Raw genomic sequence first — 21,550 nt, 5'->3', positions numbered from 1 at the left:
ATGGATCAACCACTCGTCACCCGCATCGTCGAAGCCGCCCTGCTCGCGGCACACCAGCCGCTGACGCTGGTCCAGCTCAAGGGCCTGTTCCCGCTGGACGAACCGGCGCCGGACGACAGCATCGAAACCGCGCTGGCGGACCTGCAGGCGGCCTGCGCCGAGCGCGGCGTCGAGCTCGTCGAAGTGGCCAGCGGCTGGCGCTTCCAGGTCAAGGCCGACGTCCACCCGTGGGTGGCGCGCCTGTGGACCGAACGCCAGACCAAGTACACCCGCGCCACCCTGGAGACCCTGGCGCTGATCGCCTACCGGCAGCCGATCACCCGCGGCGAGATCGAGCAGATCCGCGGCGTCGCGGTGAACAGCAGCATCATCAAGGCGCTCGAGGAACGCGACTGGATCCGCGTCGTCGGGCATCGCGACGTCCCCGGCAAGCCGGAGCTGCTGGCGACCACCCGGGCCTTCCTCGACTACTTCGGGCTGAAGCGCCTCGACGAACTGCCGCCGCTGTCGGAACTCAAGGACATCGGCGAGCTGGAACCGCAACTGCCGTTCGCGCCGGCGATCCCGGTGGGCGCGGCAAGCGCGGCCGCCGAGCCGGAACTGGGATCAGAGTCGACGTCTGGCCCTGATCACGCCGAACACGACGAATCCACTGCAGAAGTCGACCCTGACCCCACTTCTGTCAACCAAGACACCACCGGAGACGACGCGGACGCCGCATCGTCGGAGCACAAAAATGAGCAATAACGAATCGACCCGCCGCCCGTTGAGCCTGAAGGCCAAGGGCACGCCAGAAGCCGAGGCCCCGCGCATCGAGGAGCGCCTGCACAAGGTGCTCGCGCAGGCCGGGCTGGGCTCGCGCCGCGCGCTCGAGCAGCGCATCGCCGAAGGCCTGGTCAAGGTCAATGGCGAGACCGCGCGCACCGGCATGAGCGTGACCGGCGGCGACAAGATCGAACTGGATGGCAAGACCTTCGTCGCCAGCGCGCTGACCGACCCGGCGCGCGTGCTGATGTACAACAAGCCCGAGGGCGAGGTCACCACCCGCGAGGATCCCGAGGGCCGCCCGACGATCTTCGAGGCCCTGCCCGTGCTGAAGGGCGCGCGCTGGATCGCGATCGGCCGCCTCGACATCAACACCACCGGCCTGCTGCTGCTCACCACCGACGGCGAGCTGGCCAACGCGATGATGCACCCGAGCTTCGAGGTCGCGCGCGAATACGTCTGCCGCGTGCGCGCCCCGGAGGGCGAGGACGTGGTCAGCGACAAGATCGTCGACCGGCTGGCGCGCGGCGTGGCCCTCGACGACGGCCCGGCCAAGTTCGACGAGATCGAGCGCATCGGCGGCACCGACTCCCACGACTGGTTCCGCGTGCTGCTCAAGGAGGGCCGCAACCGCGAGGTGCGCCGCCTGTGGGAGTCGCAGGGCTGCCAGGTCAGTCGCCTCAAGCGCATCCGCTACGGCGAGGTGCGCCTGCCGCAGCCGCTGCTGCGCGGTCAGGCGCAGGAGTTGCCCCAAGCCGAGGTCGACGCGCTGCGCAAGGCGGTCGGGCTGGAGGATGGCGCGCCGTCCGCGCTGACGCTGATGCCGGTGCTGGGCCAGCGCAAGGCCGGCAAGACCGTGGTCGCCGGCAATGCCCGCGGGCATGGCTACGTGGGCGGGCACAGCACCGCCGACGAAGGCCGCGAACTGCGCCGCTTCGACCACGTCCGCGAGGACCGCAACCGCCGCGGCGGGCCGCGCAAGCCGCATGGCGGCCTGACGGTCAGCGGCGAGGCCGCGGCCAAGCAGGCGCACAAGACGTTCAAGCCAAAAGGTCCGCGCGCGCAGGGGCAGCGAATGAAGCCCGGCGAACAGCGCGGCGACAATCCCGCCGCGATGCGCACCTGGTACGTGCCGGACGGGGTGGACACCGGCCCCAGCGGGCATCGCAACCCCGATGGTGCGCGCGGCCCGCGCAAGCCGTATGGCAATGCGCCCGGTGCCGGCCGACCCGCCGGTGGTCGCGGTCCCGGCGGTCCGCGTCCCTACGGCGACAACCGCGGCCCGCGCCCGCAGGGCGAACGCGGTCCCCGCCGTGAGGGCGGTTTCGGCGGCACCGCCGGCGATGCCCGCCCGCAACGCCAGGCCAAGCCCTACGGCCATCCGGGGAATGCCCCCCACTTCCCGTCCGACCACGCCCATGGCGGCGGTTTCAACCCCTACGGCCAGCACGGCAGCCCGGGCGATCGCCCGCGTGGCCCGCGCCCGGGCGGCAACCGTCCGAACCCCGGACCGCGTGGTCCGCGTCCGGGCGGGAATGGCCCGGGCCGTGGCCGTGGCCCGCGCGGCAACGGGCCGCGCTGATCGCGATGACGGCGACGCTCGCCCTCGCGCTTGGCCTGCTGGCGGCGCCGCAAGCCTCGCCGGCCGTGGCCGTGCCGGTCGTGGAGTACGTGGACGCCAAGCGCCTGGCCGACGCCGACGAGAAGACCCTGGTCGGCCCGGCGCACGAGGCGATGCGCGCCGCGCAGGCGCGCCTGCTCAATGCGGGCGTCGTCGAGTGCTCGCTCGGCAAGCCGCAGAAGGACTTCACCGCCTTCACCATCGTCATGCGCCTCGATGCCGCGGGCCAGGTCCGCGACACCTGGCGCCAGGGCAGCTCGCCGCTGGCGATCTGCCTGCAGCGCTACGTGCGCGGCAAGACCGTGTTCACGCCGCCCCGCGACGGCTTCCACATGTCGCTGGAGATCAGCTTCACCAAGTAATCCTCGCGCGGCGTCGATCTGCCCGATCGTTCTGCATGTGGAACGATTCGTGACTTTCAGATGGACTAGCATCACGGATGCATCGAATCCATGATGCAGGCCATGACCCCGGCGCACCGCCGGTCGAATGGAGCGATCCCATGCGCATGAAGACCGTCCTCGAAGTGACCAGCGCCCCCGGGCGCCACTGGGTGGGCAACGGCTTCCCGGTCCACGGCATGTTCGGCTACAGCGGGCGCGGCGTCGCCGAGCGCAGTCCGTTCCTGATGCTCGACTACGCCGCACCGACCCGCTTCGAGCCCACCACCGAGCGGCGCGGCGTCGGCCAGCATCCGCATCGCGGCTTCGAAACCGTCACCATCGTCTACGCGGGCGAGGTCGAGCACCGCGATTCCGCCGGCAATGGCGGGGTGATCGGCCCCGGCGACGTACAGTGGATGACCGCCGCGGGCGGCATCCTGCACGAGGAATTCCACTCGACCGCCTACGCGCGCCAGGGCGGCCCGTTCGAGATGGTCCAGCTGTGGGTCAACCTGCCGCGCAAGGACAAGCTGGGACCCGCCGGTTACCAGGGCATCACCGACGCGCAGATCCCGAAGGTCGCGCTGGGTGACGACGCCGGCAGCCTGCGGGTGATCGCCGGCGAGTACGAGGGCCACGCGGGTCCGGCGCGCACCTTCACCCCGATCCACGTCTGGGACCTGCAGCTGCGCGCGGGCAAGACGGCCTCGATGCCGCAGCCGGAGGGCTGGACCACGCTGGTGGTGGTGCTCGACGGCACCGTGCAGGTCAACGGCGAGGCGGTGCTGCGCCCGGCACAAATGGCCACGCTGTCGACCGCGGGCAGCGGCCTCACGATCGAAGCCAATGGCGATGCCAAGGTCCTGCTGCTGGCGGGCGAACCGATCGACGAGCCGGTGGTCGGCTACGGTCCGTTCGTGATGACCTCGCAGCAGGAGATCATGCAGGCCATCGCCGACTTCAACGGCGGCAAGTTCGGCCGCATGGCCTGATCCTCACCCACAGCGGCCCGGCCACGCGCCGGGCCATCGGAGCCGCCCATGGTCCACCTGCTCGGCATTTCCGGCAGCCTGCGCGCAGGCTCCTACAACACCGCGCTCCTGCGCGCCGCGAGCGCACTGTCCGGTGACGACGTCACCGTTGAAGTCGCCACCCTGCACGGCATCCCGCTGTACGACGCCGACCTCGAGGCCCGCGAGGGCCTGCCCCCGGCGGTGGCCGACCTGAAGGCGCGCCTGGTCGCCAGCGACGGCGTCCTGCTGGTCACGCCCGAATACAACAACGGCATCCCCGGCGTGTTCAAGAACGCGATCGACTGGCTGTCGCGCCCCGCGGACGACATCCCGCGGGTGTTCGGCGGGCGCCCGTTCGCGCTGGCCGGGGCATCGCCGGGCGGCTTCGGCACGGTGCTCTCGCAGGCGCACTGGCTGCCCGTGTTGAAGACGCTGGGCGTGGACCTGTGGGCCGGCGGCAGGCTGCTCGCGTCGCGCAGCGGCAGCCTGTTCGACGCCGAGGGCGCGCTGGTGGACGACAAGCTGCGCACGCAGCTGGCCGCCTTCGTGCAGGGTTTCGCCGGCTACGTCGCCGGCAAGCGGGGCTGAGCCCCGCCCCGCTTCGCCCGGGGCACCCGCTCTGGCATGCTGGGCGACATCTCCCGGACCCCGACAGGCCGACGCGCGTGAACCGCTTGCTGCAAGCCCTCGTCCGGCGCGGCGTCGCGGTCCTCGTGCTGGGCGTGCTGCTGCCGTTCGCGGCACCGGCGGCCAACCCCAGCGAACCGGCGGCGATCGCCGCGCTGCGCGCCGACCAGACCCGCACCGCCGCGCAACTCGAAGCGCAGGCCGCACGCCTGCGCGCGACCGCACCCACGCCCGCGTACCGTGCCTGGGCGACATTGGCCGAAGCCGAATTCGCCAACGACCAGGAGCATGCAGACGCGGCCCTCGCCGGGATCGACCAGGCGATCGCCCAGTCCGACGCGCTGGACCTCCCCGACCTGCGCTTCGAGGCCCTGCTCCGGCTGTCCACCATCCTGGTCAACCGCGGGCGCTCGAAGGACACCGAGGCGGTGCTCGCGCGGATGCAGGCGCTGGTCGCGTCCGCCGACAACCCGCGCTGGCGGGCGCTGTGGCTGCACGAACGCGGCGTGCTGGCGCGCAAGCTCGGGCAGTTCGAGGCGTCGCGCACGCTGTTCCTGCAGGCGCGGGCGCTGTTCCACGACCTCGGCGACCGGTCGATGGAGGCGCGCGAGCTGAACTCGATCGGCAACCTCGACGGGCGCACCGGGCGCTTCTCGGATGCGGTCGCCATGCACACCGAGGCGCTGGCGATGTCGCGCAAGGCCGGCGACAAGGCCGAGACCGCGCGCAGCCTGCGCATGCTCGGCGTGCTCTACCGCAACCTCGACGACGAGGAACTGGCGAGCCGCTACCTCCTCGAGGCGCTGGACTACGTGGAGGAGCGCAACCGCCGCGAGGCCATCGCGCTGCATGGCGAGCTGATCGGCGCGTTCACCAAACTCGAGGACCTGAAGCAGGCCGACTACCACGGCGAGCAGGCGGTGCGCCTGGCCGAGGCCTCCGGCAGTCCGCCCAATCGGGTCAACGCCTTCACCCGGATGGCCGAACTGCGCCTGCTGCAGGGGCGGATCGACGAGGCCGAGGCCTGGGTCGGCAAGGCGATGGCCTCCTACGACGACGTCGCCGTGCGCGACCGCACCCTGGTCGACCTCGCGCGGCTGCGCGTGCTGGCCGCACGCAACCGCACCCGCGAAGCGCTGGCGGACGCCGGCACCGTGCTGGCGAACGTGCGCGACCTCGGCGACCGCATCCTCGAGCGCGCGATGCTCGACCTGCTGTCGGAACTGCAGCTGCGCGCCGGCGACGCGGCCAGCGCCTTCGAAACGCGCAAGGCCCACCAGAAACTCGACAAGGAACTGGCGATCGACGTGTCGGCGCGGCGCATCGCCCTGCTCGAATCCAGCCTCGAACGCCAGCGCGCCGATGCCGAGCGGCAGCTCCTGCAGCGCGACAACGCGATCCAGGCGCTGCGCCTGAACCGGCAGCGGCTGATCTTCATCGTCCTGCTGGCCGGGTTGGCCACGGTGCTGGTGATCGCCGCGCTGCTGTACGCGCGCTATCGCAGCACCCTGCGCCACCGCAACGAACTGCGCGAGAGCCGCGACGAACTGCAGCGCGTCGCCAACACCGATGCGCTGACCGGACTGGCCAACCGCCACGCGGCGACGCGCGCGCTCGACGAGCGGCTGGGGCGCATCCCCGATCCGCTGACGGTCATGCTGCTGGACCTCGACGAGTTCAAGCGGATCAACGACAGCCATGGCCACCAAGCCGGCGACGCGGTCCTGTGCGAGGCGGCGCGACGCATGCGCGAGGCGTTGCCGGCCGGCGCCCTGCTCGGCCGCTGGGGCGGCGAGGAGTTCATCGTCGTGCTGGATGGCGCCCCGGGGCGCGAGCCTGCCGCCATCGCGGAAGCCCTGCGCGCCACGCTGGCCGCGGCGCCGGTGGTGTTCGAGGGCGCGGCGATCCCGGTGACGGTCAGCATCGGCCTGGCGACCGCCTTCGCCGGCGACGGCCTGGACGCCTTGCTCGCGGACGCGGACGCGGCGCTGTACCGGGCCAAGCACGCGGGTCGCAATCGCGTGGTCTACGGCGGCAAGGCCGGCGCCCCGGCCTGACGCGCCGACTCAGCGCGCCAGGTCGAAGGCGTCGGCGTCCAGCAAGGCGGGGAAGCGCGCGCGATGCTCGAGCAGCGGCGCGGCCTGCAACAGCATCGTGGAGGTCACCTCTTCGTCGCTGGCCTCGCTCAACGGATGGCCGAGGAAGTCGATCACCGCGCTGTCGCCGCTGTAGTGCAGGCCGTTGCCGTCGGTGCCGACGCGGTTCACGCCGACCACGTAGCACAGGTTCTCGATCGCCCGCGCGCGCAGCAGGGTCTTCCACGGATACGCGCGCGCCGACGGCCAGTTCGCGACATACAGGGCGAGGTCGTAGTCGGCCTGCCCTGCCTGCGTGGCGTCGTGGCGATTGCGCGAGAACACCGGGAAGCGCAGGTCGTAGCAGACCTGCAGCAGGATCCGCCATCCCTTCCACGCCACCACCACCCGCTGCTCGCCGGCGGCATAGCGTTCGTGCTCCTTCGCGAAGGAGAACAGGTGACGCTTGTCGTAATGCGCGAGGCCGCCGTCCGGGGTGGCGAACAGCATGCGGTTGAACACGCCTTCCGGCGTGCGCAGCTGCACGCTGCCGGTGACGGCGGCATCGAGCCTGGCGGCCTGTTCGCGCAGCCATGCCACGGTCGGGCCATCCATGGTTTCGGCGTTGCCGATGGCCTTGTTGGAGAAGCCGCTGGTGAAGGTCTCCGGCAGCACGACGAGGTCGGTGGTGCCATGCAGCGGCGCCATCAGCCTGCCGTAGTGGTCGCGGTTGCCGGCGGGGTCGTGCCAGCGGGTTTCGCCCTGCACGATCGAGACGCGCAGGTTGTGCAGCGAGGCGCTCACAGCCGCTGCAGCCGTTCGATGGCCGCGTCCAGGGTGGCGTCGTTCTTGGCGAAGCACAGCCGGGCGAGGCGCTGGCCGGCCGGCGGATCCGCGTAGAACGGCGACAGCGGGATCGCGGCGACGCCGTGCTCGATGGTCAGCCAGCGGCAGAACGCGAGGTCGTCGAGGTCGCTGACCGCGCTGTAGTCGACCAGCTGGAAATAACCGCCCGGCACCGGCAGCGGCGTCAGGCGGGTGGTCAGCAATTGGTCGCGGAAGCGGTCGCGCTTGGCCTGGTAGAACGCACCGAGCCCTTCGTAGTGCCCGGGTTCCTGCTCGATCATCTCCGCGAAGGCGTGCTGCGCCGGGGCGAAGGTGCAGAACACGTTGTACTGGTGGACCTTGCGGAATTCCGCGCCCAGCGCCGCCGGCGCGATGCAGTAACCGACCTTCCAGCCGGTGCAGTGGTAGGTCTTGCCGAAGCTGGAGACCACGAAGGCGCGCGCGCGCAAGGCCGGGTGTCCCAGCACGGAGGCGTGGCGCGCGCCGTCGAACACGATGTGTTCGTAAACCTCGTCGCTGAGCAGGACGATGTCGGTGCCGTCGAGGATGGCGGCGACCTCGTCGAGGTCGGCGGCGGACAGCATCGCCCCCGACGGGTTGTGCGGGCTGTTGATCATCAGCATCCGCGTGCGCGGGGTGATCGCCGCGCGCACCGCGTCCCAGTCGGGCGCGAACGTGGCCGGGTCCAGCGGCACGTGCACCGCGGTGGCGCCGGCCAGCTCGATCGCAGGTTCGTAGCAGTCGTAGCAGGGATCCAGCACCACGACTTCCTCGCCCGCGCGGACCACCGCGTGGATCGCATCGAAGATCGCCTCGGTGGCGCCGCTGGTGACGGTGACCTCGGTGTCGGCATCCGGCGCCCAGCCGTAGCAGCGCAAGGTCTTGGCGGCGATCGCCCGGCGCAGTGCGGGGATGCCGGTCATCATCGCGTACTGGTTGTGCCCGGCCTGCATCGCCCGGCCCAGCGCGTCGACCAGTCGTTCGGGCACCGGGAAGTCGGGGAAGCCCTGGCCGAGGTTGACCGCGCCGTGCTCGGCGGCGAGCTGCGACATCACGGTGAAGATGGTGGTGCCGACCTTCGGCAGCTTGGTGTCGATGCGCATCGGGAATGGCGTGCGGGAAAGCCACGAGTGTACGGAATCGACGGCGGCGGCGAAGCGGGCGCGCGTCATGCCGGTAGAATCGCGCCCCGATGCCCGACCTCCAGACCCACGCCAGTCCGTTGCTTGCCGTCGACGGGCTGGCGTTCTCGCGCAACGACACCCCGGTGTTCGGGCCGTTGTCGTTCGCGGTCGAGGCCAATGAGGCGCTGCTGGTGCAAGGCGGCAACGGCGCCGGCAAGACCACCCTGCTGCGCGTGCTGGCCGGCCTGCTGCGGCCGGATGCCGGGCACATGGAGATCGATGGCCTGCCCGCGCGGCCGGAGCTGCGCGCGCGCTTCGTCGCCTACCTCGGCCACCTGCCGGGTCTGAAGGCCGACCTCTCGGCCCTGCACAACCTCGAGTTCCTGTGCGGCCTGCATGGCCGGCGCCCGCGCCAGACCGCGGAAGCGGCGATGGCGATCGTCGGCCTGGCCGGCTACGAGGACGCGCCCCTGCGCACGCTGTCAGCCGGGCAGAAGAAGCGCCTCGGCCTGGCCCGGCTGTGGCTGTCGCCGGCCCCGCTGTGGCTGCTCGACGAGCCCTACGCCAACCTCGACCTGGAAGGCATCACCCTGGTCAACCGGATGGTGCAGGCGCACCTGCGCGAAGGCGGCGCGGCGCTGATCACCACCCACGGCGCGTACGCGGCCCCGCCGGTGCGGACCCGACTGCTGGAACTCGGGGGGACGGCGTGATGTTGCGCGCGGCCCGGGCGCTGGTGGTGCGCGACCTGCGCCTGGTATGGGCGCGTCGCGGCGACGCGCTGCAGCCGGCGTTGTTCGCCCTGCTCACCGTGGTGCTGTTCGCGCTGGGCCTCGGCGGCGATGCCCGCTCGCTGGCGCCGGTGGCCTCCGCGGTGCTGTGGCTGGCGGTGCTGCTGGCGGGCCTGCTGGCGCTGGACAGCCTGTTCCGCGGCGATGCCGAGGACGGCTCGCTCGAGCAGTGGATGCTGGCGCCGGTCCCGCTATGGTGGCTGGTACTGGTGCGCACCGCGATGCACTGGGCGACCACCGCCCTGCCGGTGATCGTCGCCGTGCCGCTGCTCGGCGAATTGCTGCACCTGCCGCGCGCGCAGTTGCCGGTGCTGATGGCCTCGCTGCTGCTGGGTACGCCCATCCTCAGCCTGCTCGGCGCGGTGGTGGCCGCGCTCACGGTCGGCATGCGGCGTGCCGGCATCCTGGTGGCCCTGCTGGCCCTGCCGCTGTACGTGCCGGTGCTGGTGTTCGGCGCCGGCGCGGTCGCGGCCAGCGCGCAGGGGCTCGATGCGGTCGGCGCGCTGCTGCTGCTGGGCGCCGGCCTGGTGCTGTCGCTGGTGCTGGGCCCGCCGGTCGCCGCCGCCGCGCTCCGGATCGCCCACGCTTGAGTTGGATCAAGGCGCCCGTCGCCCGCCCTGGCCGAGAATCGTCCCGTCGGCCGCCATGGCAGTCGATGCCGGCATCCGGGCGGGTCGCGGGGGGACGGTACCAGACCGTCCGCGACCCGGCCGGTCGGCATACCCCGGGGCGTGGACTGGTATCCTTCGCACGTTCTCCCGCGGCCGCAGGCGTGCCGCCCCGCAGCAGGCCCCGATGTCGCCCCTGATCCGCTGGTTCCACCAACTCGGTTCCCCGCCGTACTTCGACCGCTTCGCGGCCCGCTGGGCGCCGTGGGGGTACGGGCTCGGCCTGCTGGCGATGCTGGCGGGCTTGTACGGCGCGTTGTTCCAGGTGCCGGCCGACTACCAGCAGGGCGACAGTTTCCGCATCCTCTACATCCACGTGCCGGCGGCGTGGATGAGCATGGCCGTGTTCGCGCTGATGGCGCTGTACGCCGCCATCGCCCTGGTCTGGCGGATCAAGCTGTGCGAGATCCTGGCGATGGCCTGCGCCCCGATCGGCGCGGGTTTCACCGTGGTGACCCTGGCGACCGGTTCGATCTGGGGCAAGCCGATGTGGGGCACCTGGTGGGACTGGGACCCGCGCCTGACCACCGAATTGATCCTGCTGTTCCTCTACCTCGGCGTGATGGGGCTGTACGCCGCGATCGACGACAGCCGCAACGCCGCCCGCGCGGCGGGCCTGCTGGCGATCGTCGGGGTCGCCCTGCTGCCGGTGATCCGCTGGTCGGTGGTGTGGTGGAACTCGCTGCACCAGGGCCAGACCATCCGCATGTTCGGCGAGTCCAGCATGGACCCGAGCATGCTGCCGCCGCTGTGGTGGATGGTGGTCGGCACCCACGTCTGGTTCGTCGGCGCCCTGCTCGCCCGCGCCCGGGCCGACAACCTGCGGCGCGAGGCCGGCAAGGACTGGGTCGCGCGCCTCGCCGGGGAGTCGCGATGAGCTACCGCGATTACGTGGTCGCCGCTTACGCGGTGTTCGCCGCCTTCCTGCTCTGGGACTGGCTGGCCCCCAAACTGCAGCTGCGCGCCGCCCTGCGCGCGGTGCGCCAGCGCGCCGCCCGCCTCGCCGCGCGCGGCGCCCCGAAGGACCTCGAACGATGAACCCGACCCGCAAGCGCCGCCTCTGGATCCTGCTGGCCATCGTGCTCGCCGCCGGGCTCGCCACCGCCCTGGTCGCGATGGCCCTGCAGCGCAACGTCGCCTACCTCTACACGCCGAGCGAAGTGCTGCGCGGCGATGCCGGCGAACACGCGCGCTTCCGCCTCGGCGGGATGGTCGCGGGTGGATCGTTCAAGCGCGCACCCGGCTCGATGGAGGCGCATTTCGCGGTCGACGACGGCGACGCCACCCTGCCCGTCGTGTACACCGGCATCCTCCCCGACCTGTTCCGCGAGAAGCAGGCCGTGGTCGCCACCGGGCGCATGCAGGATGGCGTGTTCGTCGCCGAGGAAGTGCTGGCCAAGCACGACGAGACCTACATGCCGAAGGAAGTCGCCGACAAGATGGGCGTCGCGCACAAGAAGCACGACGTCCCCGACGCCGCGGCGGCCGCACCCTGATGCCGCTCGCAGGACTGCTTCCCGAACTCGGCCAGGTCGCGCTGGCGCTGGCCCTGCTGGTCGCGCTGGTGCAGGCGTTCCTGCCGTTGCTGGGGGCGCAGCGCGGGCTGGCCCCGCTGATGGCGGTCGCGCGGCCCGCGGCCTACCTGCAGCTGGCGCTGGTCGGCCTCGCCTTCGCCATCCTCAGCCGCGCGTTCGCGGCGGGCGACTTCTCGCTGCGCTACGTCGCCGAGAACAGCAATTCGCTGCTGCCGATGGTGTATCGCTACACCGCGGTCTGGGGCGCGCACGAAGGCTCGCTGCTGCTGTGGGCGCTGGTGTTGGCGCTGTGGACCGCGGCGGTGGCGGCGTTCTCGCGAGCCCTGCCGCTGCCGGTGGTCGCCCGCGTGCTGGGGGTGATGGGCGTGGTCGCGGTCGGCTTCCTCGCGTTCCTCATCTTCACCAGCAACCCGTTCGAGCGCCTGCTGCCGGCGGCCGCGGAAGGGCGCGACCTCAACCCGCTGCTGCAGGACCCGGGCCTGATCGTGCATCCGCCGATGCTGTACGCCGGCTACGTCGGCTTCGCGGTGCCGTTCGCGTTCGCGATCGCCGCATTGCTGGAGGGCCGCATCGACGCGCAATGGCTGCGCTGGACGCGGCCCTGGACCAACGTGGCCTGGGCGTTCCTGACCATCGGCATCGCCCTGGGCAGCTGGTGGGCGTACTACGAACTCGGCTGGGGCGGCTGGTGGTTCTGGGACCCTGTGGAGAATGCGAGCTTCATGCCGTGGCTGGCCGGCGCGGCCCTGCTGCATTCGCAGGCGGTGACCGAAAAACGCGGCAGCTTCGGCGGCTGGACCCTGCTGCTGGCCATCGCCGCGTTCTCACTGTCGCTGCTGGGCACCTTCCTGGTGCGTTCCGGGGTGCTGACCTCGGTGCACGCGTTCGCCGCCGACCCCACCCGCGGCCTGTTCGTGCTGGTCTTCCTCGGCATCGTGATCGGCGGTTCACTGCTGCTCTACGCGCTGCGCGCACCGGATGCCGATGCCAACGCGAAGCCGTTCGCCGCGGCCTCGCGCGAGACCCTGCTGTTGGTCAACAACCTGCTGCTGGCGACCGCCTGCGCGATGGTGCTGCTCGGCACCCTCTACCCGATGCTGGCCGACGCCCTCGACCTCGGCAAGATCTCGGTCGGCCCGCCCTACTTCGCGATGATGTTCCTGCTGCTGATGGCACCGCTGGTGGCGCTGGTGCCGTTCGGGCCGTTGACCCGCTGGCAGCGCGAGGACATCGGCACGCCCCTGCGCATGCTGGCGCCGTGGGCACTGCTGGCGGTGGTGGCCGGGATCGCCGCCTTCGTGCTGGCCCCGCAGGGTGGCTGGAAGACCGCCGCCGGCGTGCTCGGCGCCGCGTGGGTCGGCTTCGGCACCCTGCGCTTCCTGGTGACGCGATGGACGCAGCCCGGCGCGCGGCTGACCCGCGAGATGCTGGGCATGAGCCTGGCCCACTTCGGCATCGCGGTGTTCCTGGTCGGCGCCCTGCTGGTCGAGGGCCTGAACCAGCAACGCGAGACCGCGGTCAAGCCGGGCGGCCAGGTGGCGATCGGCGGCGACTGCTTCGTGCTGCGCGGCATCGAGCACCATGAAGGCCCCAACTACACCAGCGACCGCGCCACCGTGGACGTGCTCGCCGGCTGCCGCGACAAGGTCGCGACCCTGCATCCCGAGAAACGTCGTTACGCCGCGGGCGGCCAGGTGATGACCGAAGTCGGGCTGCTGCCCGGCGTCACCCGCGACCTCTACGTCGCGCTCGGCGAGCCGCTCGGCGACGATGCCTGGGCGTTGCGCGTCCACGTCAAGCCGTTCGTGCGCTGGATCTGGGCCGGCGCCCTGCTGATGGCGCTGGGCGGCCTGGTCACCGCGACCGACCGCCGGTTCCGCCAGCCTCCGCGCGCGCCTCGCCCGGAGGCCGCATGAAGACCTCGCGCTGGCTGCCGCTGGCGATGTTCGCCGCGCTCGCCGTGCTGCTCGCCGCCGGCGTGTGGATGAGCCGCAAGCCGGATCGCGACGCCCTGCCGTCGCCGCTGATCGGCAAGCCGGCTCCCGCGTTCGCGTTGCCGGTGTTGCACGAACCCTCGCGCACCGTGCGCTTGCAGGACCTGCGCGGGCAGCCGTTCCTGCTCAACGTCTGGGGCAGCTGGTGCGTGGAATGCCGGGTCGAGCACCCGGTGCTGACCCGCTTCGCCGAGACCCGGCGCGTGCGCGTGGTCGGCTACAACTGGAAGGACGAACCCGCCGACGCCCTGCGCTGGCTGGCGCAGTTCGGCAACCCGTACTGGGTCGTGCTCAGCGACGTCGAGGGCCGCGCGGCGATCGACTGGGGCATCTACGGCGCGCCGGAAACCTTTTTGGTCGATGCCGACGGGATCATCCGCTGGAAGCACGTGGGCCCGCTCGACGACGGGGTGATCGCCGACGAACTGGAACCGCTGCTGCGCGGGATGCGGGGCGTGCCGTGAGCGCGCGGCTGGCCGCCGGCCTCCTGTCCGCCGTGCTCGCGCTGGGCGCGGCGACGGAGGTACATGCACAGGCCAACCAGCAGGCCGATGCCGCGCCGCTGCGCTTCAGCGACCCGGCGGAGGAGGCGCGCTTCCACGCGCTGGCCGCCGAGTTGCGCTGCGTGATGTGCCAGAACCAGTCGCTGGCCGATTCCAATGCGCTGATCGCGCTGAACCTGCGCCGCGAAGTGCTGGCGCTGATGCGCCAGGGCCGCAGCGACGCCGAGATCAAGGATTTCCTGGTCGCGCGTTACGGCGAATTCGTGCTGTACAAGCCGCGCATGGAAGGCCGCACCTGGCTGCTATGGGCTGGCCCCGCCCTGCTCCTGCTGGCGGGTGCCGGCGCGGTGGCCGTGGTCGTGCGCCGGCGCAAGCCCGCCGATCGCGTGGTGGCGCCCGACGAGGAGCAGGAATGGTGAACATCGGCTTCCTCGCGGTCGCGCTGGCGCTGGCATTCGCCGTGCTCGCGGTACTGCTGCGTCCGCTCTGGCGCGAGGCGCGCGGCGTCGCCCTCGCCATCGGCGCCCTGGTGCTGGTGTCCACCGGCTTGCTCTACCGCATCGTCGGCACGCCCGACGCGCTCGATCCCGCCGCGCTCCGCGCGCCGGAGACCATCGGCGAAGCGATCGCCCAGCTCGAGCGATCGCTGGCGCGCGATCCCGGCCAAAAAGAAGGCTGGATGCTGCTGGGCATGGCCTACCAGCGCCAGGGTGAGCTCGCCAAGTCGCGCGATGCCTACGCACGCGCGGCGCGCCTCGCGCCGGCCGATCCCGACGCGCTCTCCGAGGCCGCGCAGTCGCGTGCCCTCGCCGCGCCGGATCGCCGCTTCGACGCCGAGGCGGTGGCGATGCTGCAGGCCGCGCTGAAGGCCAGCCCAGAGCACCAGCGCGCACGCTGGTTCCTCGGCGTCGCGCAGCGCCAGGCCGGCGACAATGCCGCCGCGGCCGCCACATGGGAACCCCTGCTCGGCGCGCTGCAGGGCGGCACCGCCGACACCCTGCGCAGCGAAGTCAATGCCGCCCGCGCCGCAGCCGGGCTCGCACCGCTGGCGCCATCCGCGCCCGCCGCCACCGCGGACACCGGCGCATTGCAGGTCAAGGTCGCGCTCGACCCGGGCTTCGCCGCGCGCGTGCGCCTGGATGGCAATGCGCAGGTATTCGTGATCGCGCGCCAGCCTGGCGGCCCGCCGATGCCGGTGGCGGTCGAACGCCATGGCGTCGCCGACTTGCCGTTCACCGCCACGCTGGACGACGCCGACAGCCCGATGCCCACGCTGAAGCTGTCGCAGCTGCGCGAGGTCGAGCTGGTGGCGCGACTGTCGGCCAGCGGCAATGCGATGAAGCAGGACGGCGATGTCGAATCGGCGCCGGTACGCGTCGTGCTGCCGGCGAAGGATCCGGTGACCCTGCGGATCGGCGCGCCCTGAGTCGAGCACTGCGCGGCATGTGCGCATGCCATGCGGTCATCGCGGCGCGCATGCAAGGCCCCGCTACACTGGGCGGATGACCGAATTCATCCCGCCCGGCACGCGCTGGTTCGCACTACCCTCGCCGTTCCCGTTCAAGCGCGGTGGCACGCTGCTCGGCGCACGCGTCGCCTACGAGACCTGGGGCGCGCTCTCGGCGGCGCGCGACAACGCGATCCTGGTGCTCACCGGCCTGTCGCCCGACGCGCATGCGGCGTCGAACGCCGACAACCCCGCGCCGGGGTGGTGGGAATGGATGATCGGACCCGGCAAACCGATCGACACCGAACGCTGGTTCGTGGTCTGCGTGAACCCGCTGGGCAGTTGCAAGGGCAGCACCGGCGCGGCCTCGCCGGACCCCGCCACCGGGCAGCCGTACCGGCTCGACTTCCCCGACCTGTCGATCGAGGACATCGCCGATGCCGCCGCGGCGACCGTGCGCGGGCTCGGCATCGAGCGCCTCGCCTGCGTGGTCGGCAACTCAATGGGCGGGATGACCGGCCTGTCGTTGCTGGCGCGACACCCGGGCATCGCGCGCGACCACGTCAACATCTGCGGCGCCGCCCGCGCATTGCCGTTCTCGATCGCGGTGCGCTCGCTGCAGCGCGAGGCGATCCGCCTCGATCCGGCCTGGGACAACGGCCAGTACGACGACGCCCACTACCCCGAGTCCGGCATGCGCATCGCGCGCAAGCTCGGCGTGATCACCTATCGCTCGGCGCTGGAATGGCATGGGCGCTTCGGCCGCGTGCGCCTGGACTCCGACCGCCGCGACGACGACGACCCCTTCGGCCTCGAATTCGAGGTCGAGAGTTACCTTGAGGGCCACGCGCGCCGCTTCGTCCGCCGCTACGACCCGAACTGCTACCTCTACCTCAGCCGCTCGATGGACTGGTTCGACATCGGCGAGAGCTGCGGCCATGCCGGCGACACCCATCGTGGCCTCGCCGCGATCCGCGGACTGTCGCGGGCACTGGTGATCGGGGTGAACACCGACATCCTGTTCCCGATCGAGCAGCAGGAGGAGATCGCCGAAGGCCTGCGCGCGGCGGGCTGCGCGGTGGAGTTCCAGCCGATGCCGTCGCCGCAGGGCCATGACGCGTTCCTGGTCGATGCCGAACGGTTCGGCCCGGCCCTGCGCGTGTTCCTCTCAAGCGCTGGATCATTCCCGGATGGAATGACGCCATAACCAAAAGCGGTAGTAGACTCGGGGACCATGGCCACGACCTGTCCCCGCCTCGAGCACGCCCTTTCCGACTTCCCGGGCCGCCAGGCCCTGATCGACGCGATCGACGCGGCGGTGGCGCACGACGGCCACGAGGCCATCGGCCACGCGCTGGCGCAGTCTCTTGAGGCGCTGATCCGCTCGCGCACGCTGCAGTTGCCGGCGGTGGTGCTGGAGCCGGTCGGCGACCACTACGCGCGCCGCCTGCTCTACCGCAGCCCGACCCATGGCTACGTGGTCATCGCGATGACCTGGGGCGCAGGCCAGGGCACGCCGATCCACGACCACGACGGCATGTGGGGCGTGGAAGGCGTCTGCCACGGGCACATCGAGGTCATCCCGCACCGCGTGGCGTCCCGCGCCGGCGACCGCTGGCGCTTCGAACCGCAGGCCCCGATCCTGGCCGGCCTCGGCGAGACCGCCTGCGTGTTCCCGCCTGCAGACCACCACGTGATCCGCAACGCCGGCATCGACGATGTCGCGGTGTCGCTGCACATCTACGAACACGACATGACCTGCTGCGGCATCTACGTCGAACAGTCCGACGGCAGCCACCTGCTGATCCGCAAGCAGCTCAGCCTGGACGCGGTGGCCTGAGCCGGCGTCGGCTATACTGCGCGCCCGCGCCGGAATGGCGGAATCGGTAGACGCAGCGGACTCAAAATCCGCCGCCCTTAAAAGCGTGTGGGTTCGAGTCCCACTTCCGGCACCAACGACGAGCCGCGCATCGCGCGGCTTTTTCGTGCCTGGCCTTCAGCCACCCGCGGCCGGCGGCACGGCGGGCGTCGGCGGGGGCGGCGGCAAGCTGCCGTTGTCTTCCTGCAGGCCGGGCTTGAACGGGACCGGCGGCGGCGGGCGCGCCGTGGCCGGTTGCTCGTTGACGTCCGGATTGACCGGATAGCAGCCGGCGCCCAATTGCAGCAGCGACACCACGCACTCCAGGCGCGTGCGCGTCCCGGGGATCGGGATCGCGACCTTCTTCAGCCCGCGCCGGACCCATTCCTGCAGCAGCGTTCCCTGCGGAACCCAGTACTGGTCGAAACGGGTCCCGCGGTATTCCAGCCCCGGGCGCTTCAGCCACGTGCCCGCACGGTCGACGTCGATGCCGGTCTGCTGGCTCCATTCGTCCGGCAATCGGACACTGCCGTCCTTGTTGAACAGGCCGTCGCCCTGGCGACCATCGCCGTTGCCGGTCCCGGCCACGTTGCGGTTCGACGCGCCCCAGTCGTCGCTCTTGGCGGCGCCCGGCCAGCCGCCCGGCGCGGGCTTCAGGGCCGGCCCCGCGCCCGTGCCGGTGGCGGCGACGCCACGGCCACCTTGGGTGCCCGGACGCTCGCCCGCACCACTGCCCGAAGTCGACTGGCCCGCGACCGGCGCATTCCCGCGTGCGCCGCCGGCGCCATCCGCGCGCGCGGCGGCAGCAGGCGCACTGCCGGTGCCGGCTTGCGCCGCCGGCGTGGGCGAGCCCCCGGGCGGCATCGGGATGTCGCGCAGCTCGCCGCGGAATTCCGGCACCCGCACCTGCGCCTGGCGACTGGCCACGTCCGGCGTCGCGCGCGCCGCGATCTCGCGCATGCGTTGGGCCTGCGGGACGTCCAGCGCGGTCGGTTGCGCCTGTAATTCCGGGACCCGCACCTGCGCCTGCGCCTCGCGTGCCTGCAACGTGCGGACCTGCTGCACGGGCGCGGTCGGGATGTCCTCCACCTGCTGGGTCGGGCGGACCTCGCGCAACACCGCCTGCGGCAGCGTCACCGTGCGCTCGCGCGGCGGCGGCAGGCGGAACGTGGCCTCGGGTTGCGGCGTCGGCACCTCGGTGACCTGCAAGGGCTGCACGGCCTCCGCCGCGACCGGCGGGGCGATCTCGCGCACGCGCGGCGGGACCGGGGTGTCGGCGACCACCTGCGCCGGCGGCGGGGTCGCCACCGCGTCGATCGCGGCGGCGTCGGGGCGCCCGCTGGTCGGCGTGGGCGTCGGTGCACGACGGGCCGGCGCCGCGGAGGCTTCGGCCGAGGGCGCACCGGCGGTGGCCAGCGCGCCCCCGCCTTCGGCCACGTTGCCGCGACCGATGAATTCGACCTGGACCGCCTCGTCCTCTTCCGGCACCTGGGACAACGCCATGAATCGCAGGTACATCAGCCACAGCAACAGCCCGACCAACACGGTGTGGAGCACGATGTCGGCCACCGACACGCCGATCCTCAGCCGCCGTTCCTCGCGCAGGTCGGGCGTCCATTCCTGCCGCAGCAGGCTGCCCAAGGCAGCCCAGCGGCCGAGCATCGCCGGGCTGCGGGGAATGGCACGCAAGGGACGCTGCGCCAGTGCGTCGACCAGCGCGGGTGCGGGCGCACCGGCGGCATGGCCGTCGATGCGGGGCTGCGCGTCGAGCCAGCCCTGCCAGCCCGGCGGCAACTGCCCGGGCACCTCGGGTCGCAGGCTCTTGCGCTGGCGCCGCTGGTTGAGCGCGGCGATGACGTCAGCGGCTGTCGTCACGCACCGGCCCCGGAATCAGGCCGCGTCGCGCGGCAGGTAGGGGGCGTCGCCGCTGGCGTGATCAGTGGCGTCGCGGACCGCGGTGACCCCGGCCACCTTCTCCAGCAGCGTCTTCTCGATGCCTTCCTTGAGGGTGACATTGGCCATGCCGCAGCCATGGCAGCCGCCGCCGAAGCGCAGCACGACCACGCCCTCGGCGGTGACTTCCTGCAGGCTCACGTGGCCGCGGTGCTGGGCGAGCTGCGGATTGACCTCGTGTTCCAGCGTCCAGCGCACGCGCTCGACCAGCGATGCCTCGGCATCCGGGGTCGTGCCCTTGATCCGCGGCGCGCGGATCTGCAGTTGCCCGCCGGTCTGCAGCGTCTGGTAATCGATGCGGGCGCCTTCCAGGAAGGGCACGCTGGGCGCGTCCAGCCACAGGGTGAAGCCCTCGCAATCGACCGCCCATTCGTCGCCGCCCAGGTCGGCGGGTTCGGCGAACTCCAGGCGCACGTCGGCGCGCGGCGTGCCTGGGTCGCGCGCGGACAGGCGCACGCCCAGGCCCGGCAGGCCCTCGCGTTCGATCAGCTTGCGGAAATGCGATTGCGCGGCTTCGGTGATCTCGATCATGCCGCTATTCTAGGCATAGCCGCAGGCGCCGGTCCGGCGCGATGCGCGGCCCGCCCCTCCCCGTTCAGCCGTCGAGCCCCGCCATGACCGACCTCGTCCCGCTCGCCCACGCCCGTTGCGCCCCGCGCCGCGGCCAGGAGCACCGCCTCACCGAGGCCAGCATCCGCGAGTTGATGCCGCAGCTGCCGGGCTGGTCGCTGGTGGAGGGCGGGCATGCGCTGGCCAAGACCTTCCGGTTCGCCGATTACTACCGGACGATCGCCTTCGTCAACGCGCTCGCGCACGTCGCCAACCGCGAGGACCACCATCCCGACCTGTCGGTGCACTACGACCGCTGCGAGGTGCGCTGGTCGACGCACGACGTCGGCGGCCTCAGCGAGAACGACTTCATCTGCGCGGCGAAGACCGACGCGCTGGCCGCCTGAGCCGGCTCAGCCCAGCCGATCCAGCACGTCCAGCAGTTCCGGCGCGAGCGGCGCGCTGAGCGAGTACGGGGCCTTGCCGCCCTCCAGCGCGAAGTCGAGGGTCGAGGCGTGCAGGAACAGCCGCTTCAACCCGACCTGTTCGCGCAGGCGCTTGTTCGCCGCGGCATCGCCATACTTGTCGTCGCCGGCCACCGGGTGCCCGATGTGCTGCGCATGCACGCGGATCTGGTGGGTGCGGCCGGTCTCGATGCGGACCTCGCAGTAGCTCTGGCCGCCGCGCCGTTCCAACACGCGGAAATGGCTGAGCGAGGGCTTGCCGGCGGGGTTGACCTGCACGTGCCGCTCGCCGCCCTGGCGCAGGCCGACGTGCAGGGGCGCGTCGACCGACATGACCCCGTCCGGCATGCGCCCGGCTAGCAGGGCCAGGTAGCGCTTCTCGATGCCGGCCCCGTGGTCCTCGCGCAGCAGCGCCTGCAATTCCACCAGCGCCGCGCGCTTCTTGGCGATGACCATCAACCCGGAGGTGTCGCGGTCCAGCCGGTGGACCAGCTCGAAGGACTCGTTCGGGCGCAGCGCACGCAGGGTTTCGATCACCCCGAAGGACACCCCACTGCCCCCGTGGCTCGCCATCCCCGACGGCTTGCTGATCGCCAGCAGCCGCGCGTCCTCGAACACGATGGCCGCGTCCAGCGCCGACAGCAGCCCCTTTGGTGGCGGCGATTTGCCGTCTTCGTCCGGCATCTGCAGCCGAACGGGCGGGATCCTGACTTCATCGCCGGCATCCAGCTTGCGCTCGGCCTTGGCCCGCCCCCCGTTCACCCGGACCTGCCCGCTGCGCACCAGCTTGTAGACCAGCGAGCGCGGCGCGCCCTTGAGCTGCCCCAGCAGGAAATTGTCGAGGCGCTGGCCGGCCCGGTCCGCGGGGACGGTGACGGTGCGCGCGCCGGTCGCCGGCGCCGATGTGTCCGGCTGTCTCATGGGGATGTGATCTGGTACACTCGGCGGGCGATGTAAGGGTTTGATTTCGCTGGGAAGTCGATCGGCCGAAAGCCTGTCTTCCGCGCGATCCCGCTGCAGTGTCGTGGCCACCGCCCCCGGGGCGGACATGTTAACGGCTGCGCGGCAGGCCCGCGCATCGCCGGACCCCAGGTCCGGTGGACGCTGAACATGTCCCGTGCGATGCCCCGGGTGCCCAGGCACCGGATGCGTCGCCGGCCCGCAACAACACAATGGAAGAGCGCTCCCGCGGCCCGCCGTGGTGTCGTAGCGCTGGAACACTCGGGGCGACGCGGCGCGCGATGCGCGGCTGCGGCGCCTGCGGTATCCAGAGGCGAAACGCCCCAGGCGTTCCGCGCAATGCGCGCAGCGGCGACCCATCGCCCATGCGCGCG

Annotated in this window: 23 protein-coding genes and 1 tRNA gene; 19 read left to right on the top strand and 5 right to left on the bottom strand. The window is 71.9% G+C overall.

Annotation, left to right across the window (positions count from 1 at the left end; translation table 11 throughout):
• The 6 genes from scpB to ON759_RS01780 all read left to right on the top strand — a co-directional run bounded on the left by scpB (window position 1) and on the right by ON759_RS01780 (window position 6,466).
• The gene (gene scpB, locus ON759_RS01805) at window positions 1-747 is read left to right on the top strand and encodes an SMC-Scp complex subunit ScpB (RefSeq protein ID WP_271678634.1); all 747 of its coding nucleotides are present in this window, start codon (window positions 1-3) and stop codon (window positions 745-747) included.
• Window positions 737-2,347: a pseudouridine synthase gene (locus ON759_RS01800; protein WP_271678633.1), complete on the top strand. Its 1,611-nt coding sequence runs from the start codon at window positions 737-739 to the stop codon at window positions 2,345-2,347. Before scpB ends, ON759_RS01800 begins: the two co-directional genes overlap by 11 nt.
• A gap of 5 nt (window positions 2,348-2,352) precedes the next feature.
• A complete protein-coding gene (locus ON759_RS01795) occupies window positions 2,353-2,748 on the top strand; it encodes a hypothetical protein (protein WP_271678632.1) in 396 nt (131 codons plus the stop codon).
• A 140-nt stretch (window positions 2,749-2,888) separates the two neighbouring features.
• Window positions 2,889-3,761 carry a pirin family protein gene (locus tag ON759_RS01790; RefSeq protein WP_271678631.1) on the top strand — a complete coding sequence of 291 codons (873 nt, stop codon included), beginning with the start codon at window positions 2,889-2,891 and terminating at the stop codon, window positions 3,759-3,761.
• A gap of 48 nt (window positions 3,762-3,809) precedes the next feature.
• Window positions 3,810-4,370, top strand: coding sequence for an NADPH-dependent FMN reductase (locus ON759_RS01785; RefSeq protein WP_271678630.1), 561 nt, complete (start codon window positions 3,810-3,812; stop codon window positions 4,368-4,370).
• A gap of 77 nt (window positions 4,371-4,447) precedes the next feature.
• Entirely contained in the window at window positions 4,448-6,466 is a 2,019-nt protein-coding gene (locus ON759_RS01780; RefSeq protein WP_271678629.1) for a diguanylate cyclase domain-containing protein, read from the top strand.
• A gap of 9 nt (window positions 6,467-6,475) precedes the next feature.
• On the opposite strand, the gene ON759_RS01775 is transcribed toward ON759_RS01780, so the two are convergent.
• Together ON759_RS01775 and ON759_RS01770 are read right to left on the bottom strand one after the other, a co-directional pair.
• Window positions 6,476-7,276: an amidohydrolase gene (locus ON759_RS01775; RefSeq protein ID WP_271679010.1), complete on the bottom strand. Its 801-nt coding sequence runs from the start codon at window positions 7,274-7,276 to the stop codon at window positions 6,476-6,478.
• Window positions 7,277-7,284: 8 nt separating this feature from the next.
• Entirely contained in the window at window positions 7,285-8,433 is a 1,149-nt protein-coding gene (locus ON759_RS01770; RefSeq protein ID WP_271678628.1) for a pyridoxal phosphate-dependent aminotransferase, read from the bottom strand.
• Between the two features lie 89 nt (window positions 8,434-8,522).
• Between ON759_RS01770 and ccmA the strand changes: the two genes are divergently transcribed.
• The 12 genes from ccmA to ON759_RS01715 all read left to right on the top strand — a co-directional run bounded on the left by ccmA (window position 8,523) and on the right by ON759_RS01715 (window position 17,347).
• Window positions 8,523-9,167 (top strand): heme ABC exporter ATP-binding protein CcmA, encoded by a 645-nt coding sequence (gene ccmA, locus ON759_RS01765; RefSeq protein ID WP_271678627.1) that lies wholly within the window; start codon window positions 8,523-8,525, stop codon window positions 9,165-9,167.
• Window positions 9,167-9,835, top strand: coding sequence for a heme exporter protein CcmB (gene ccmB / locus ON759_RS01760; RefSeq protein ID WP_271678626.1), 669 nt, complete (start codon window positions 9,167-9,169; stop codon window positions 9,833-9,835). The genes ccmA and ccmB overlap by 1 nt, the downstream gene beginning before the upstream one ends.
• A gap of 205 nt (window positions 9,836-10,040) precedes the next feature.
• The gene (locus ON759_RS01755) at window positions 10,041-10,790 is read left to right on the top strand and encodes a heme ABC transporter permease (RefSeq protein ID WP_271678625.1); all 750 of its coding nucleotides are present in this window, start codon (window positions 10,041-10,043) and stop codon (window positions 10,788-10,790) included.
• Window positions 10,787-10,951 carry a heme exporter protein CcmD gene (gene ccmD, locus ON759_RS13970; protein WP_374382118.1) on the top strand — a complete coding sequence of 55 codons (165 nt, stop codon included), beginning with the start codon at window positions 10,787-10,789 and terminating at the stop codon, window positions 10,949-10,951. Before ON759_RS01755 ends, ccmD begins: the two co-directional genes overlap by 4 nt.
• On the top strand, window positions 10,948-11,409 hold the full coding sequence (gene ccmE / locus ON759_RS01750) for a cytochrome c maturation protein CcmE (protein ID WP_271678624.1): 462 nt from the start codon (window positions 10,948-10,950) through the stop codon (window positions 11,407-11,409). Before ccmD ends, ccmE begins: the two co-directional genes overlap by 4 nt.
• Before the next feature lie 14 nt (window positions 11,410-11,423).
• Window positions 11,424-13,364: a heme lyase CcmF/NrfE family subunit gene (locus tag ON759_RS01745; RefSeq protein WP_271679009.1), complete on the top strand. Its 1,941-nt coding sequence runs from the start codon at window positions 11,424-11,426 to the stop codon at window positions 13,362-13,364.
• The gene (locus ON759_RS01740) at window positions 13,361-13,906 is read left to right on the top strand and encodes a DsbE family thiol:disulfide interchange protein (RefSeq protein WP_425608422.1); all 546 of its coding nucleotides are present in this window, start codon (window positions 13,361-13,363) and stop codon (window positions 13,904-13,906) included. Before ON759_RS01745 ends, ON759_RS01740 begins: the two co-directional genes overlap by 4 nt.
• 32 nt (window positions 13,907-13,938) lie before the next feature.
• Complete coding sequence (locus ON759_RS01735) at window positions 13,939-14,364, top strand: cytochrome c-type biogenesis protein (protein ID WP_374382232.1); 426 nt, start codon at window positions 13,939-13,941, stop codon at window positions 14,362-14,364.
• A complete protein-coding gene (locus tag ON759_RS01730; RefSeq protein ID WP_271678623.1) occupies window positions 14,358-15,371 on the top strand; it encodes a tetratricopeptide repeat protein in 1,014 nt (337 codons plus the stop codon). Before ON759_RS01735 ends, ON759_RS01730 begins: the two co-directional genes overlap by 7 nt.
• Window positions 15,372-15,447: 76 nt before the next feature.
• Entirely contained in the window at window positions 15,448-16,599 is a 1,152-nt protein-coding gene (gene metX, locus ON759_RS01725) for a homoserine O-acetyltransferase MetX (protein WP_271678622.1), read from the top strand.
• Window positions 16,600-16,626: 27 nt separating this feature from the next.
• Window positions 16,627-17,232: a cysteine dioxygenase family protein gene (locus tag ON759_RS01720; protein ID WP_271678621.1), complete on the top strand. Its 606-nt coding sequence runs from the start codon at window positions 16,627-16,629 to the stop codon at window positions 17,230-17,232.
• 28 nt (window positions 17,233-17,260) lie between these two features.
• Window positions 17,261-17,347 (top strand) — tRNA-Leu (locus tag ON759_RS01715).
• A 41-nt stretch (window positions 17,348-17,388) separates the two neighbouring features.
• Here ON759_RS01715 and ON759_RS01710 read toward each other — a convergent pair.
• Window positions 17,389-19,125, bottom strand: coding sequence for a hypothetical protein (locus ON759_RS01710; RefSeq protein WP_271678620.1), 1,737 nt, complete (start codon window positions 19,123-19,125; stop codon window positions 17,389-17,391).
• A 15-nt stretch (window positions 19,126-19,140) separates the two neighbouring features.
• Window positions 19,141-19,734: an NfuA family Fe-S biogenesis protein gene (locus tag ON759_RS01705; protein WP_271678619.1), complete on the bottom strand. Its 594-nt coding sequence runs from the start codon at window positions 19,732-19,734 to the stop codon at window positions 19,141-19,143.
• A gap of 83 nt (window positions 19,735-19,817) precedes the next feature.
• Between ON759_RS01705 and ON759_RS01700 the strand changes: the two genes are divergently transcribed.
• Window positions 19,818-20,159, top strand: a complete 342-nt coding sequence (locus ON759_RS01700; protein WP_271678618.1) for a 4a-hydroxytetrahydrobiopterin dehydratase — start codon at window positions 19,818-19,820, stop codon at window positions 20,157-20,159.
• A 6-nt stretch (window positions 20,160-20,165) separates the two neighbouring features.
• On the opposite strand, the gene ON759_RS01695 is transcribed toward ON759_RS01700, so the two are convergent.
• Window positions 20,166-21,137 carry an RluA family pseudouridine synthase gene (locus tag ON759_RS01695; protein ID WP_271678617.1) on the bottom strand — a complete coding sequence of 324 codons (972 nt, stop codon included), beginning with the start codon at window positions 21,135-21,137 and terminating at the stop codon, window positions 20,166-20,168.
• Window positions 21,138-21,550: the final 413 nt, after the last annotated feature.

The sequence above is a fragment of the Thermomonas mangrovi genome, from assembly GCF_028201335.1.
GTDB classification, from domain to species: Bacteria; Pseudomonadota; Gammaproteobacteria; order Xanthomonadales; family Xanthomonadaceae; genus Thermomonas; species Thermomonas mangrovi.
This window is presented reverse-complemented; position numbering and strand designations above follow the sequence as displayed.